Annotated in this window: 18 protein-coding genes; 3 read left to right on the top strand and 15 right to left on the bottom strand. The window is 39.9% G+C overall.

The annotated features are described in order from the left end of the window. Nucleotides 1-18: 18 nt before the first annotated feature. The 15 genes from B7E04_RS14575 to B7E04_RS14505 are packed head-to-tail and all read right to left on the bottom strand — an operon-like array spanning nucleotide 19 to nucleotide 11,243. Complete coding sequence (locus B7E04_RS14575; RefSeq protein ID WP_080779298.1) at nucleotides 19-819, bottom strand: TIGR02391 family protein; 801 nt, start codon at nucleotides 817-819, stop codon at nucleotides 19-21. Between the two features lie 10 nt (nucleotides 820-829). Beyond that, nucleotides 830-1,102, bottom strand: coding sequence for a molybdenum ABC transporter permease (locus B7E04_RS14570; RefSeq protein WP_002978274.1), 273 nt, complete (start codon nucleotides 1,100-1,102; stop codon nucleotides 830-832). A gap of 53 nt (nucleotides 1,103-1,155) precedes the next feature. Continuing rightward, nucleotides 1,156-1,692 (bottom strand): GNAT family N-acetyltransferase, encoded by a 537-nt coding sequence (locus B7E04_RS14565; RefSeq protein ID WP_185117080.1) that lies wholly within the window; start codon nucleotides 1,690-1,692, stop codon nucleotides 1,156-1,158. Between the two features lie 49 nt (nucleotides 1,693-1,741). Then, a complete protein-coding gene (locus tag B7E04_RS14560; protein WP_002978269.1) occupies nucleotides 1,742-2,191 on the bottom strand; it encodes a DUF3872 domain-containing protein in 450 nt (149 codons plus the stop codon). A gap of 12 nt (nucleotides 2,192-2,203) precedes the next feature. Beyond that, on the bottom strand, nucleotides 2,204-2,764 hold the full coding sequence (locus B7E04_RS14555) for a conjugal transfer protein TraO (protein WP_002978267.1): 561 nt from the start codon (nucleotides 2,762-2,764) through the stop codon (nucleotides 2,204-2,206). Nucleotides 2,765-2,784: 20 nt separating this feature from the next. Beyond that, complete coding sequence (traN, locus tag B7E04_RS14550; RefSeq protein ID WP_002978264.1) at nucleotides 2,785-3,678, bottom strand: conjugative transposon protein TraN; 894 nt, start codon at nucleotides 3,676-3,678, stop codon at nucleotides 2,785-2,787. Nucleotides 3,679-3,702: 24 nt separating this feature from the next. Continuing rightward, entirely contained in the window at nucleotides 3,703-5,052 is a 1,350-nt protein-coding gene (gene traM / locus B7E04_RS14545) for a conjugative transposon protein TraM (protein WP_080779297.1), read from the bottom strand. Further along, the gene (locus B7E04_RS14540) at nucleotides 5,039-5,326 is read right to left on the bottom strand and encodes a hypothetical protein (RefSeq protein WP_002978260.1); all 288 of its coding nucleotides are present in this window, start codon (nucleotides 5,324-5,326) and stop codon (nucleotides 5,039-5,041) included. Before B7E04_RS14540 ends, traM begins: the two co-directional genes overlap by 14 nt. A 23-nt stretch (nucleotides 5,327-5,349) precedes the next feature. After that, nucleotides 5,350-5,778 carry a hypothetical protein gene (locus B7E04_RS14535; protein ID WP_080779296.1) on the bottom strand — a complete coding sequence of 143 codons (429 nt, stop codon included), beginning with the start codon at nucleotides 5,776-5,778 and terminating at the stop codon, nucleotides 5,350-5,352. An 11-nt stretch (nucleotides 5,779-5,789) separates the two neighbouring features. Then, the gene (gene traK / locus B7E04_RS14530; RefSeq protein ID WP_002978256.1) at nucleotides 5,790-6,413 is read right to left on the bottom strand and encodes a conjugative transposon protein TraK; all 624 of its coding nucleotides are present in this window, start codon (nucleotides 6,411-6,413) and stop codon (nucleotides 5,790-5,792) included. Between the two features lie 19 nt (nucleotides 6,414-6,432). Beyond that, on the bottom strand, nucleotides 6,433-7,428 hold the full coding sequence (gene traJ / locus B7E04_RS14525) for a conjugative transposon protein TraJ (RefSeq protein ID WP_059136909.1): 996 nt from the start codon (nucleotides 7,426-7,428) through the stop codon (nucleotides 6,433-6,435). A gap of 2 nt (nucleotides 7,429-7,430) precedes the next feature. Next, entirely contained in the window at nucleotides 7,431-8,063 is a 633-nt protein-coding gene (locus tag B7E04_RS14520; protein ID WP_002978253.1) for a DUF4141 domain-containing protein, read from the bottom strand. A gap of 29 nt (nucleotides 8,064-8,092) precedes the next feature. Next, on the bottom strand, nucleotides 8,093-10,597 hold the full coding sequence (locus B7E04_RS14515; RefSeq protein ID WP_080779295.1) for a TraG family conjugative transposon ATPase: 2,505 nt from the start codon (nucleotides 10,595-10,597) through the stop codon (nucleotides 8,093-8,095). Beyond that, nucleotides 10,594-10,926: a DUF4133 domain-containing protein gene (locus B7E04_RS14510; RefSeq protein ID WP_080779294.1), complete on the bottom strand. Its 333-nt coding sequence runs from the start codon at nucleotides 10,924-10,926 to the stop codon at nucleotides 10,594-10,596. The genes B7E04_RS14515 and B7E04_RS14510 overlap by 4 nt, the downstream gene beginning before the upstream one ends. 11 nt (nucleotides 10,927-10,937) lie before the next feature. Continuing rightward, nucleotides 10,938-11,243 carry a DUF4134 domain-containing protein gene (locus B7E04_RS14505; RefSeq protein ID WP_026706465.1) on the bottom strand — a complete coding sequence of 102 codons (306 nt, stop codon included), beginning with the start codon at nucleotides 11,241-11,243 and terminating at the stop codon, nucleotides 10,938-10,940. 99 nt (nucleotides 11,244-11,342) lie between these two features. On the opposite strand from B7E04_RS14505, the gene B7E04_RS14500 reads away from it, so the two are divergent. From B7E04_RS14500 to B7E04_RS14490, 3 genes are all read left to right on the top strand, one after another. Continuing rightward, complete coding sequence (locus tag B7E04_RS14500) at nucleotides 11,343-11,744, top strand: hypothetical protein (protein WP_228439931.1); 402 nt, start codon at nucleotides 11,343-11,345, stop codon at nucleotides 11,742-11,744. Nucleotides 11,745-11,829: 85 nt separating this feature from the next. Next, nucleotides 11,830-14,001, top strand: coding sequence for a TonB-dependent receptor (locus tag B7E04_RS14495; RefSeq protein ID WP_026706463.1), 2,172 nt, complete (start codon nucleotides 11,830-11,832; stop codon nucleotides 13,999-14,001). Nucleotides 14,002-14,004: 3 nt separating this feature from the next. Beyond that, a complete protein-coding gene (locus tag B7E04_RS14490) occupies nucleotides 14,005-14,799 on the top strand; it encodes a cation efflux transmembrane domain-containing protein (protein WP_026706462.1) in 795 nt (264 codons plus the stop codon). The last annotated feature ends 42 nt before the right edge of the window (nucleotides 14,800-14,841 follow it).

Here is a 14,841-nt window from a genome sequence, read left to right as displayed (position 1 = left end):
TGGGTTATCCGATTTGCGCTATTTAAGTCCTGTTTTGTAAGTGTTATCAAGTTTGTTATGAATAATTGTAGCTACAACCAATACTTCAGTCATTTCTGAAAGTTGAGTGTCTTCTAATATTTTCGGGTTATGCGCTTTTGGATTTCGGTACATAGAAAAAAATCCTTTACAGAAGTTGCCGAAACCCTTATGCTCACTTTCTTCGCTTGGATTATTCAGCATATTAAAAGCAAGCATAGGTCTTTTGTCTTTTCCTAAAGCAAAACAATCATCAACCAGATCTGCTCCATCTGAAGTATAGCCACTTTTCTGCCTAAGTCTTTCCGCAACACTTTTTGTGATTTCTAGTATAGAGTGAAAATAATTTTCTTTCAGCCATTCGGCTTCGCAGTATGGTAAAATTTCTGAATGAACTCCGATACCGTGTACTTTTTCTTTGATTTTAAGTGACCTGCTTTTAGCTTCTGAAATGGTTTTAGCCTTTTCAACTAGTCGGGGTTGTCCGGTTTTATCAATTTCTATCCCTTCGTAAACTAATTTTTCATTGATAGTTGTTCTGTCTCTTTCTAATTCGTCTTCGGAATTATATCTTTTAGGATTTAATAACCTAACTACAAATGCCAATACATTATTTCCACAATTGTCTTGTATTTGCTTTTCTTTTAATGCATAAAAAAGTCTGTCGGTTTTGTTTGTACCAATTTGCGATTGAGAAATATTAGCACCAGCTAAATGTTCTGTGATTTTTGTATGCGTTAATAGATTTGATATAATGTCAGATATATTTCGCAAGGTTATGTCATCAAAGGATTTTGTCATTTAAAAATGATTAATTCTGTTTCTGGATTTCCATGTTTTGGATTTCCCTATCTTTTTTCTCACGAGAATAAACCCAAAGTGATAAAAGTCCAAATATAATCAATCCATAAGCTATCCATTTACCAACCTTTTCAATAAATTTAATGAAAACCGAACTTTCATAAGATGAAAAACCTTCGGCTCCCATCGGACCACGCCTGTAAAACTTTCGTCGGTTAAGCCAATAGCGAAGTCCTAAACCTGCAACCAAAAATATTATCCCTATAACCAATGATGCAACCATAACAATAAGCTATTATATTCTACTCTTTGAATTTATGAAAAATATTTGTCCCTCTATTCAATTTCAAACTCTTTTGGATATTGAACAATACCACTGATATTTAGTAAAGCATTTTCAGTTAGTTCAATTGCCATACAGTTGGCATCGGGAACATCAAATGGCAACTTAATTCCAAATTCTTTTGTCAGTTTATAACCGAACTTTGGATAATAATTTTCGTGTCCTAACAATACCACAGAACCAAATCCTAATTCTTTCGCTTTATGATGTGCGGCTTCAATCAGTTTTGCACCGATACCGTTGCCTTGAAATTCCGGTAACACAGCAACCGGAGCCATAGCAAGTGAGGTATTTATTTTCCTATCGGCATCTATGATATTGATTTTGGTAAGCAATATATAACCGACAATCTGATTGTTCACTTCTGCAATGAGCGACAATTCAGGAACGAACGCATCGGAACTTCTTAAACTTTCGACTAAATATTGCTCTTTGTGGTCGCTATATTCCTCTTTCTCAAAAGCATTTTTTATCACCTCAAAAACAGTTCCGAAATCTTCCTTTACTTCTTTTCTTATCTCCACTTTCATAAGCGTAAAGGTATAAAAAAAACCTGCCCGATTGGCAGGTTTTAACTCCTTAATCACTACTGTTAAACTGAAAACTTATCTTTCTTTCGTTGCCAAAGCTGTCGGAAATCCAAACCTCAAAAGATTGTGACACGGCAGATGTTGAAGTGTAGTATAAGCGAAACTGATCTGTCGGTAACGGGTACAAATCGTTTGGTAAATATGGTTGCTCATCGTAATACCGCAATGTGCCTTGTCCGTCAAATTGGAAATAGCGAAGAAAATACTGTGTGTTGCTATAATTGCCTGTTCGCTGTATGGCAATGCGTATTTCTACCGTCTGCCCATTGACTATATCTTTGGGAACAGGCATCACGTTTACCTCGAAAGGAAAATCGTTCTGTATTTCGAGTTCATCATCTTTGCTACAAGATACTAAAATTACCGAAGCTGTGAGGATTGCCAGCAATACATATATTGAGCTTAATCCTATTCTGAATTTATTGAATATTGCTATCATCGTTTTTACGTTTTAAAAATTAAACCTTAACCCCATACCTGCTGATGGTCGGAACTGTTCCAAATCTGTACCCCAAAAGACTTTTGTGCGTCCTTGTAGCACCAACACAAATCGGTCTGATAGGTACGTTTCCAAAGTTAGCCGTCCACCAGCTCCGTAAATGAAATTGTCTTCACTCAAAATCTTTGCTCCGTCATACAACATCGCTTCGCCACGATTGATACTTTCATAACCGACCACACCTGTTATCCCGAAGTTCAGCGTAATGTTTTTACGGGCATCGCCCAAGAGAAAGAAACTGTAACCACCTTCGGCTGTATAGGTTTCCTGCGGTATGCGGAGGTCTTTGTAGTCGTGGTATTGGTGCGTGTATTCCAACGCCCAAAGCTGGTAGTTACCATGTTTACCGTTCACGGTCATTCCAATATTGAGGTAATAATCATTACCAATTTTATCGTTGGATACTACACCTGTACTTACTTCCAGTCCTTTCTGTTTTGGGAGCATTCTTTGTGCCTGTGTAACCGTGATGGCCATCAAAATGAACATCACGGTATAGATATACTTTTTCATATTATTGCATTAAAATGTTATTAAAATTTTAGGTGCATATCGTTTATCAAACGAGCTTTGATTAAGTCTGAATTTTCGACCTGCAAAGTTTGATGTCTGCCACCGTTCTTCTCGAAAATCTCAATCAACAGTACCTTGTCATCGGCAATGGTAAATTGGTCTAGCAGGAATACGTTTTGTTCGGTTAGTTTTCCGCCAATCTCGTCCAAAGGTTTGTATGTTCTAAGTGGTATCATAGGGCGTTCTTGTACTACAGTACGTTTGGCTACCTTTTTATCTACTACTTTGAAATTGATAAAATCAATCTGGAAAGGCACATTGGTTTTATTTCTCAATTCCGTATGGAAATAGTATTTGCCGTTGTGGATATAAATGCCTTTGAGAATAAACTGTATGCCGAAGCTTTTTGCCCCAATGTGCTTTACAATACGCTTATCATTTTTGTAAATCGTTTCCAAAAGCAATCCTGCCAGTGAAGGCGAATTATTGCCCAATTCTTCAAAAAGCACATCGTTACCGTTAGCTTTGTCTACTGCCTTTTGCATTGTGAGCAGGTCATAACTCAATGCCTCGGGATAGGAACTGTAATATACATTGAAACTGTAAAAACGTCCGTCATTGGTAATGACCGAAAAATTGGTTTCAGGTTCGAAATCCCTTACAGATGCTTTTACACGCAAAACATTTTCCGCATCTTCTGCTTTTCCTGCAATTAGATATTCGCTTCCCAAATCCACATAACGGATAGCGGTCGGAAAAATCAAGTGCGAAGTTTTATCGTAGGTAACTTCCATTTTATACGGTTCTATCTTGCCTAATGCAAGCGGAGTTCTGATGCTGTCTTGTGCAAAAGATTGTACGGCAAAGCCGAGTATGAGGGCAATTGTCCAAAAGGTTTTTAAAATATTTTTCATTGTTTTATTTGTTTGAATTCAACATTATTGTTTAGATACAAGGAAGACCTGATGTCCTGCTTTCAGCGTAACTTTTGGGGTTCTTACCTTTTTAGCAAAATAGCCCGAAATTCCATGTACCACACCACGACTAAGGTCTGCGGCAACCTGCTGTCCAGCATTTTGCGTGAGCATTACGCTTGTTCCGCCTGTCTGGCTCATATTGCCTGCCATTTCGGTAAGGGCATTCATTTCGGGCGAATACGGAACGTACAAGCCTTGCTGTCCGTCCAAATCGTAAATGGTTATATCTACCGGGATGATATTGCCCTCCAGTTCTATCGAGGTAACTTTTAGTTGTAAACGCCCTCCCTGAAATTTCGCATTAGCCGTTAAAATCGTTCCTTTTGGAATGGTACGGCTCGGTGTTTTTGCAGGCTCTAATAATCGTAAACGCACACCTGTTTCGCCAACTACTGTTTGGGCATCGTGTACACAGGCTTTGATACTGTTTTTGGGTTGTGCCATTTGTTCCAAAGAACCAGCGGTATAAAACCCACGGTTCTTTGTTTCGCTCCAATCCGCTAAAAAAGCACTGTCCGATGGTTCACGGTAAAGGGCTGATACTGTATTTTTTCTTGCTGATGTGAACGATACAAAATGCTCTTTTTGGTTAGTAGCCATAGCACTAACAGCATCCGGAACAGCACCATTAGCAGGTGTTGAATTTTCGGTATTCGCATTTTTTGGCAGATACTTTGCTGCCATTTCATAGGATTTCTCCATTAGCTTCAATTGGTCATCAACTGTGGCCACAGGTGGCACATCCTTTTCTGATAATTTTTCTTTCAATTCGTCCACCTGCTTACGCAGTTCCATTGTTTCAGCGTTATCATCTTGATAAAAGGAACTCAATGCGCTTTGGCTATTTCGATAGCTGTTCAAAGCAGGGTTACTGCTTCTTGCCGAATTTCTCCCACTACCGCCAAAGCTGTTGTTTTCCTCTTCTTCATTAAACGGTTCGTCGGTTGGCTCTTCTTTGTCTTCTGTATTCCAGTAGTCTGAAAGTGTAGCCAATGCATTGCGTTTTTCCTGCTCTTTGCGTTCGAGCATTTCCTGTTCATACGCCTTGCCTTTGTCTGCAGGCATTCCAGTTCCAGTAGCCTCTGGTACCGCATCGTTCAGCCCTACATTTTCAATTGTCTTTTTGTCTTCGGATGGTTTAAATATGAGGTACATACAACCCACGAAAACAATCGCCATTAAGCCGAAAATTAAGGGCTTTTTGAGCTTCTCCTTATTATTCTGTGTGCCGTCTTGCAACACATCAGCAGTTGCTGTCGAGTTCCCCTCCGTTACCCGAACAACCGATTTTTTGTTCTCATTTTCTTTCATAAATTTGATTTTTTAAAATTGTTGATACACTATCCTGCAATCTTGCAGGACTTCCATTTTTTTTGAGGACAGGATTTTCGATATGCTCTATGATCATATCGTTTCCAGACTTTGAGGTATCGTACCAGACTTTGAAAATTACACCTGCGGTAAGCAGTAGATATCCCACAAAAAAGTACAGGGTATATTGGTGCTGCTTGCGCACTGGCAATGCCTGCCAACGTTCGTCGAGCTTATCAAAATACCTATCCATATTTGCTCTTAGTTTTTTCATACTCTTAATTTTTTATGATGATGTTAGAGCTTGAACCGCTTGGAGATTTTACCCACATTTTGCTTTTGTTCATCATTAACCAAAGCAATAACCTCAACTGCATTGGGTACGACTATTAAAGAGAGGTTTGTCAGTTCCGATTTTTTTAGCAATTGCCCAAATTGGTCTTTTCTTGCCACCTCCATTCTGTTGAGTGAGAATTTGCCGTTCAGATAATTTACCCATATACTGCATTCTACACTTGGCTTGTCTTCTCCCGACCATTGTAGGTAGCCTGTCAACAACAAGTCTTGTTTAGGCAAAGTATCTGCACCTTTTTGGCAGCTTTCAAGGTAATCGCTGATACTTTCTTTCAGCTTTCCGGCATACGCACCCTGCGTATGAAAATAGCCGTTATATCCTTTTTCTATAAGGATTTTTGCGAACGTGTTTAAATCTGATAATGTTTCCATAAGATTGTTTTTTAGCGTTCGATGACTTCTATATCCCTGTTTTCCACAACTGCAAATTTTTCGATATTGAAGCCTTGTGGGTTGTTGTCAGAGCGAACGGAGTTGACTAGGTAGCAGGAAGTAATTAAGTTACGTCTGGTTACATTGCTTGACCGAATGATGAATTGTTTTGCATAGGTTCGTACCGCATAAGGATGGGTATCGAAATTGCAGACCACACTATCTACTTCGATGCGTTGCTGTACGTTTCCTGATATAATACGACTGTAATAGCCTTTTTCTGACAAGTCTTTATAGTAGTCGAAGGCACTTTTGTCGGCAAGATTGAATGCCCTGCTCATATTGCTTTCTATAGCGTTTTTGTCGGGAGCAAGTGTAAAAAACAGCTCGTGAAAACGTCTGACGTGTTCCCTTGCTTCCACAGGTCGGTTGATACTTGCATCTTGCGATAAGGCAAGCATCAAAGATTTGCCGTTATCCAATACATAGATTTTTTGGCGTTGTTCTTCTGCAAAGCGGTAGGACTGCCATACGGCATATCCTACCACGCCAATACAGAGAACCGCAAACACAATGGCATATAGTCTTATCTGCCTAAAGCTGTTTTCGATATTTCTTAGCGTTTTAAATTCCATTTTTTTGAATGATTTATTGTTATTTATTAATCAGTTTACCGCCGATGTTTCCTACTGTAGATCCTGCACCAGCACCCGCAAGGTTTCCTGCCTTCATCGCTGTTTGATTTACATTACGAGTAAAGTTTCCTGCACCTCCGGCTTGGATTACCCAACCTGTTACTGTTGGAATTGTGAAGTAGCCAACGATACCGATAATCATAAAGATGATGTACACCGTATTGCTCGTATCGGGTATGTAGGTCGGGTCGGCAAGCATTGCTATATCCCTTTCCAGTATGAGGGATTGTATTCTTGCCAGCATCGAGCTGAACAAATCGGAAACAGGAAGCCAGAGATATACGCTGACATATCTCGTGATCCACTGTGTGAGCGTGGACTGAAATCCGTCCCAAACGGAAATAGCAAAAGCTATTGGCCCCAGTATCGAAAGGACTATCAGGAAAAATGTTCGTATGGTATCAATAACTAAAGCCGCCGCCTGAAAGAGTATTTCCAATAAATTGCGAAACCAATCCTTTATTGCTTTCTCTATCTTGTAGGCTTGCCTGTCCATATACATTCCTGCCATTGTACCAACGTCCGATGGCGACCAGCCCAATTCATCCAGCTTTTTATCAAACTCTTCGTCTGATGCCATATAGGCGGTTTCGGGATTTCGTACCATTGCTTCGTATTCCAATTGGTCTTTCTGTTGCTGGAGTTGGTTGAGGTCAAGCACCTGGTCTTCGAGTATGGCGTGAGTTCCTGTAACTACCGGGCTTAATACTGCATTAATGGTTCCCAACACGATGGTTGGAAAGAACATTATACAAAGACCCAGAGCGAATGGACGCAGTAACGGAAACACATCGATAGGCTCGGCTCGGCTTAAAGCCTGCCAAACCTTTAATGCTACATAGAACAACGCACCCAATCCCGCCAATCCTTTAGCCACAGCCGCCATATCACCTGCAAGCGGCATCATATCGTCGTAAAGTGAACGAAGGAGTTCGTGAAGATTATCCCATTCCATTTTTACCAGTATTTTTGGTTAGAAGTTCCGTAGAGTTCAAGAACTCTCTGTGCGTCGTTTTTCTTTTTCGCTCTTAGGTAGCTTACAGAAATGTTCTTATTAGTGTAGTAGCGTACAAGGCTGTGGTAATCCTTTACCTCTTTGTACACACGATCAATAATATCCATACGCTCTTTGTCGTTTAGCGAAAGGCTTGAAGAGGTTATAATTTGCTTCAATTCTTTCAGCAGTTCGGTACTTTCATTGAGCAGTGCCGAATAACCATTGCCGATTGCAACCAATTCCTGTGGTGTGAAATTGGGATCGTTCATCATTTTTCCAAAGTTCTGAACATATATTTCGGACACATCACCTACCAACAATACGGTTTGCTGTACTTTACGGGCATCTTTCACAAGGTTGTTGATAGCTTTTAGCTTGTCGTAATATTCCTTACCCTGATCGTACACTTTCTTTACTTCGTTGAAGTTCTTTACTACATTGCTCACGGTGGAAGAAGTCTGTATGATTTCGTTCGCACTGTTGATAATTCCTGATGCCAGATTTGCAGGGTCAGTTACTACAAATTGGGCTTTAGCTGACGGTGCTACGGCGAGCATTAGTGCCGTACACACCAGATACAATACTTTTTTCATTGTTTCTGAATTTTTAAATTGTTAATTGACTATTGATTTACTTTGTCCCGCCTTTGCATTGCGATATGCTTGATGGCGAGTTCTACATTGCCGTCCAGTTCAGCAGCAAGCTGCATCACTTCCATTTTTTCGGTTTCTTCGGTGGTGTAAGCAAGGTTTTCCTCCAAACTAACTTCGGTGGCATAGACTGCCGAGTGCGTACCACCTAAGCCTATCCAAACCTCTTTGTAAAGTCGGCTTGCATCGTTGTTCATATTGATAGAAAGTACCTGCCCTTTTTCCTTATCTGTAAGCCCCAACATCGCCTGTATATCATCAAACTTGTTCATATACTTTCGTTGGTCTAAAAGGATTTTACAGTCAGAGTTATTGATGATACTTTCTTTGACGATAGGCGATTGGATAATATCATCGACCTCTTGCGTTACGACAATCGCTTCTCCGAAGAATTTGCGGACGGTCTTAAAGAGATACTTGATGTATTCTGCCATTCCTTCTTTGGCAATCGCTTTCCAAGCCTCTTCAATTAAGATGAGTTTGCGAATACCTTTGAGCCTACGCATCTTGTTAATGAAGACTTCCATAATGATAATGGTAACTATGGGAAAGAGGATTTTATGGTCTTTTATCGCATCAATTTCAAAGACAATAAAGCGTTTGGAAAGCAGGTCTAACTGCTTATCGGAATTGAGCAAATAATCATACTCACCGCCCTTGTAGTAGGGTTCGAGTACGTTAAGGAAATTGGCAATGTCAAAGTCTTTTTCCCTTACCTGTTTTTCTTCGAGTACCTTGCGGTAATCGCCTTTTACATACTCATAGAAGCCATTGAATGATGGATAAATATCTTCCTGTTTGATGCGCTCGATATAGCCTGATACAGCATTCGATAATGCTACTTCTTCTGAACGGGTTGGTGGTTCATCATCACGTTTCCAGAGTGTCAGTATCAAAGTCTTGATACTTTCACGCTTCTCAATATCGAATACGCCATCATCGGTATAGAAAGGATTAAAGGCAATTGGGTTGTCTTCTGTATAAGTAAAGTAAACACCGTCTTCGCCTTTGGTTTTACCTTTAATGAGTTCGCACAAACCTTGATAAGAATTTCCGGTGTCCACAAGCAAAACGTGAGCGCCTTGCTCGTAATACTGCCTAACCATATGGTTTGTGAAGAACGATTTACCACTTCCCGATGGACCGAGTATAAACTTGTTCCGGTTTGTGATTATGCCACGCTTCATAGGCAAATCCGATATATCCAAATGGATAGGCTTTCCGGTCAGGCGGTCAGCCATTTTGATACCGAATGGCGAAGGCGAATTGTGGTAATTGGTTTCTTCCGTGAAGAAGCATAATGCAGGTTCGATAAAGGTGTAAAAACTTTCCTCTGCGGGAAAATCACCTGCATTACCCGGTATTCCTGCCCAGTACAATGTTGCTACATCGGTAGTGTTGTGTCTGGGTTTACATTCCATCAATGCTAAAGCACTACCACAATCATTTTTTAGCTGTTTCAGTTCTGCCGGATCATCCGACCACGCCATAATGTTGAAGTGAGCACGAACAGAAGATAGCCCAAAACTGTGGGCTTCGTTTAGGTACTTTTCTATCCACTCTTTGTTGATTTGGTTGGCACGACTGTAACGAGCCAGTGAGTGCATATTCCTTGCGGACTTCTCAAACTTTTGTAGATTGGCTTCGCTGTTATCCAAAAACAAATATTGGTTGTAAATGTGGTTGCAGTTTAACAACAAGCCCACAGGTGCGGCGAATGACAAACGGCAATCACTTCGGTCGGTAGATAGCTTTTCAAAACGGGTATCAGCCGATACCGTTCCGGGTAAATCGTCAGTATCGGACAAGGTGTGCAGGCTCAACCTTTTGTTCCCGATACGGACTTCTTCCGTTCCGAGAGCGATGTCCTGCATCGGTGTTCCAGCTTCCCTTGATAGCGTAAGGTACTGTTCCAATAATCCCTGTTTTTCGTCCGTTCCGATAATGTCATCTTCGGTAAGACGTTGCAGGGTTATAAAACCGCTATCGTTTACGATACGTTCAAATTGTGCCACTGCTTCCATAAAGCGGTGTATCGTTTCCTTGTTCCTGATTTCCTTTGGTATCAGCGAACCTTTGCAAAGCGATGAAAAATTACTTTGCATACGCATACGCTCTTTAGTTGTCTTGGTTAAAAAGAGGTAGCAGTAATGGTTTAGGAACGATCGCTCATTAAAATGACGTTGGTAAGACTTCGATAAAAAGCTCTGGTCTTCGATTGCCAAATTGGGCGTATAGCTTTCCTTAATATACCAATCCTGTTTGTGAATAACTGTAAAATCAGGCAAGGTCTTGATAGCCTTATGCCAGGCGGAATGAATGGCTTCATATTCCGCAGAAGCTACAGTAAACAGTTCCGGCAAACGAACCTCAAAGCAGGCGGTAATATCTGCATCTTTGGAAAGAATGCAGTTGTTTTCTACCGCCAATAAAGGAAATTTATTTTCCAGCGTTGTTGTTTTAGATACATTTCTCATACTGCATTCTGTTTAGATGTGAATTTTAAATAGAGGTGTACAGGCTTGCGACAGATGATGTATCGAGGATGCCTTTTATTAGCGGCTATCTTCATTAATCCGTGTTCGCCGTATTTCCTGTTCAGTGAAAAGGTCTGCCACACAATCAGCGAAGCACCGCCTGCTCCGAGAAAAAGGCAGATGTAAGAGTTTACGCCAGTCATATATAGTATCATCACGAAGATGAGTGTACCGAGTAGTCCGCCAGCGAAAATGAACAGGTATTGCGCTTTCAGACCCTTAAATTCCACCGTCCTTCCAATGCCTTTGTTTATGTTGTAACTGTTCATAAAGCAAAGGATTAAAGGAAGAATGAACGCAGGATGGTAGCCGCTACGATTAAGAAGATACACGCACCGAACCAGCTTGCCGCAGTCTTCGATGTGTCGGGGTCGCCTGAGCTGAATTTATTGTACACCTTAACACCTCCGATTAACCCGACGACCGCACCGATGGCGTAAATTAATTGGGTTGCTGGGTCGAAATAAGAGGTTACCATTTGGGTAGCCTCGTTGATACCTGCTGTACCGTTTCCCTGTGCGAAAGCACCAATTCCTGACAGCATAGCCACGGCTGCCAGCAAAACTTTTTTTCTCTGTTTTTCCATAATTGAAACACATTAATTTGTTATTGTTATCCCGCACCTTGCGGACTTTCGGGACAAAGGTGTTTCAGAAATTAGAGCGTTGTAAGAAAGTGGCAGTCAGTGGAATTGTTTGGCGGTGAGTGGCGTTATAGAGATGAAAAAAAGAGGATATATATTTATTGGACAATGTTTATTTACTATCTTCGCAAAATGAAATTTATATCTTTAATATTAGCCGTTTATGTATTGCTGTTATCAGCAGTACCGACTTTTATTGAGGATAAATGTATGCAGGAGCATACAACCGAGCAAGGACAAAACGGACAGGAAGACCAAGATTGCAATAAGGGTTGTTGTTCGCCATTTTTTAGCTGTAATACCTGTACGGGATTTGTTTTAATTACTTTTCATTTTTCGGTTACACATTCAGTAAAAGAACCGCAAAGAAAATTAGGAACAATGCCAACACCGCCTGTTTCTGATTTTCCCTTTTCCGTTTGGCATCCCCCACAGCTTGTTTAATATCTAGTGCTTTCAGCACAGTTTATTTCCTGCGGTGCTTAGCACCGCTATAATCCATTTATTCATATTAAGCATCATTTTTACAATGAAAAAAATACTTATTGTGTCATTTTTTATGGCACTAAACCTTTGTGTATATGCACAAAATACGTTCAAAGCTGTAATTAAAGACAGTGAAAAAAAAGAGCTTTTAATGGGCGTAACCGCACAGGTTACGGGAACTACAATCGCAACAACTTCAGATGAAAACGGACAAATCATATTAACAGGTATTCCAAACGGTTTGCAGGAAATTCAATTTAGTTATGTTGGTTTTGCCCAACGTACCGACAGCTTTAATTTTCCGTTAAAAGATACAACCCCGATTGAAATCCTACTTTCTGAACAATCGGAAGATTTGGAAGAAATCGTTATTTCATCAACAAGAAGTACAAGAACTATCCAAAATATCCCTACAAGAATTGAATTTATCGGAGGTGAAGAATTGGACGAAAAAGGCAATATGAAAGCAGGGGATATTCGTATGCTTTTGAGTGAGAGTACAGGTATTCATGTACAAACCACATCGCCCACAAGTGCCAACGCAAGTATTCGTATTCAAGGGCTTGACGGACGATATACGCAAATCTTAAAAGACGGTTTCCCGATTTATTCGGGTGCTTCAAGTGGGTTAGGTTTGTTGCAAATCCCACCCCTTGACTTAAAGCAGGTGGAAGTTATCAAAGGTTCAACTTCCACGCTGTATGGTGGTGGAGCAATAGCAGGTCTGGTCAATCTGATTTCCAAAACACCAACGGAAGAAAGGGATTTACGCTTTCATTTAAACGGAACATCGGGCAGAGGTTTAGACATCAACGGTTTTTACGGACAGAAGTTTAAGAAAATCGGAACGACAATATTTGCTTCGCACAATCGCAACGGAGCTTACGACCCTGCACAAATCGGGCTTTCTGCCATTCCCCAATTTGAAAGGTATGTACTGAACCCTAAATTATTTGTTTACTTCAATGATAAAACAAAAATGAACTTTGGTATCAATACCACCATTGAAAACCGTTTGGGTGGCGATATGCTCTACATCAAAGGCAAAGGAGATAACACCCATCAATATTTTGAAGAAAACAAAACACAGCGTTATTCCACTCAATTTGTTTTTGACCATACTGTAAACGAAAACAGTTTTGTACAATTCAAAAACAGCGTAAGTTATTTTAACCGCAATACGGCTATTCCGAATTACGAATTTGAGGGAACGCAGACCGCTACTTTTACGGAAGCAAGCTATACGCACAGCAAAGAAAAATCGGAATGGGTAACAGGCGTTAATATTTGGACTGATAATTTTAAAGAAAAACAGATTACTGCATTTCCGTTGAGGGATTATACTCATACCACATTCGGGGCTTTCGTTCAAAATTCTTTTAAGGCTACCGATTGGCTTCAATTGGAAGCAGGTTTAAGGACGGATTATGTGATTGATTATGGAGCTGTTTTTTTGCCAAGAGTATCGGCATTGTTTAAGATTGCAAATGGATTGACTTCACGTGTCGGGGGCGGATTTGGCTACAAAACACCAACCATTTTTACCGAAGAAAGCGAACGCATACAATATCAAAACGTAATGCCTATTAACGATAAAACCAATAAATTAGAAAGGAGCTACGGAGCAAATGCAGACATCAACTACCGTACTAATATAGGCGATGATTGGACATTCAGCATAAACCAATTGTTTTTTTATACTTATCTGGATAATCCTTTGTTGCTTCAAAATCCATCTGCTAATCTTTATCAGTTCATCAATTCATCGGGCTACATACATACTAAAGGAACAGAAACCAACGTAAAAATAGGATATGATGATTTGAAACTGTTTCTGGGCTACACCTTTACCGATACCCGATTGATTGAAAACGGAACAACTACCGAAAATCCATTAACCCCAAAACACCGTATTAACTCTGTACTGATGTATGAAATTGAGGATAAATGGAAGATTGGTTTAGAAGCCTATTATTTCAGTCCGCAAAAGCTCAATGACGGAACAATAGGAAACGATTATTGGACATGTGGCTTTATGGCTGAAAAGATTTGGGAAAGATTTTCTTTATATATCAACTTTGAAAACTTCCTTGATACAAGACAGACACGTTTTGATAACATTTATACAGGTACTATAACCAACCCTGTTTTTAAAGATATTTATGCACCATTGGACGGATTTGTAATTAACGGAGGAATAAAATTTAAACTTTAAAAGATGAACAAAACAATATTCAATATTACAAAAATGGATTGCCCAAGTGAGGAGCAGTTAATCCGTATGAAACTGCAAAACTTTGATACGGTAAAATCATTAGAGTTTGATATTCCAAACAGAAAGCTGAACGTTTATCACAATGGAAATCCCGACCCGATTTTAACGGCTTTGGGAACACTAAACCTGAATACTACATTGATTTCAACTGAAGAAAGCAATGCAATTTTTGAAACAGATACAAATAATAACCAACGGAAACTACTTTGGACTGTACTGATTATTAATTTCGTTTTCTTTGGATTGGAAATGGTGTTTGGCATTTTTTCCAATTCAATGGGTTTGGTAGCTGATAGTTTGGATATGCTTGCGGACAGTATCGTTTATGCTTTGGCTTTATTCGCTGTGGGTGGAACAATAGCAAGGAAAAACAACATCGCCAAATTTGCAGGGTACTTTCAAATCCTATTGGCTGTTATTGGTTTTGTTGAAGTTATCAGGCGTTTTTTAGGCTTTGAAAAAATGCCCGATTTTCAAACTATGATTATCGTTTCTGTTTTGGCACTAATGGCAAATATATTTTGTCTTTACCTGTTGCAAAAGAACAAAAGCAAAGAAGCCCACATACAGGCAACTATGATTTTTACATCAAACGATGTTATTATCAATTCGGGTGTTATCGTTGCAGGGCTTTTGGTTCATTGGCTCAATTCAAGCTATCCCGATTTGATTATCGGAGCTATTGTATTCTTAGTTGTGGCAAGGGGGGCATACAGAATATTGAAGTTGGCGAAATGAGTGAGAAAAAATTGAGCCTGAAAAACTAAATTTCAGGCTCAT

This window comes from Chryseobacterium phocaeense, from assembly GCF_900169075.1.
Taxonomy (GTDB): domain Bacteria; phylum Bacteroidota; class Bacteroidia; order Flavobacteriales; family Weeksellaceae; genus Chryseobacterium; species Chryseobacterium phocaeense.
The sequence above is the reverse complement of the archived record's forward strand: the minus strand, read 5'-3'. Positions and strand labels throughout refer to the sequence as shown.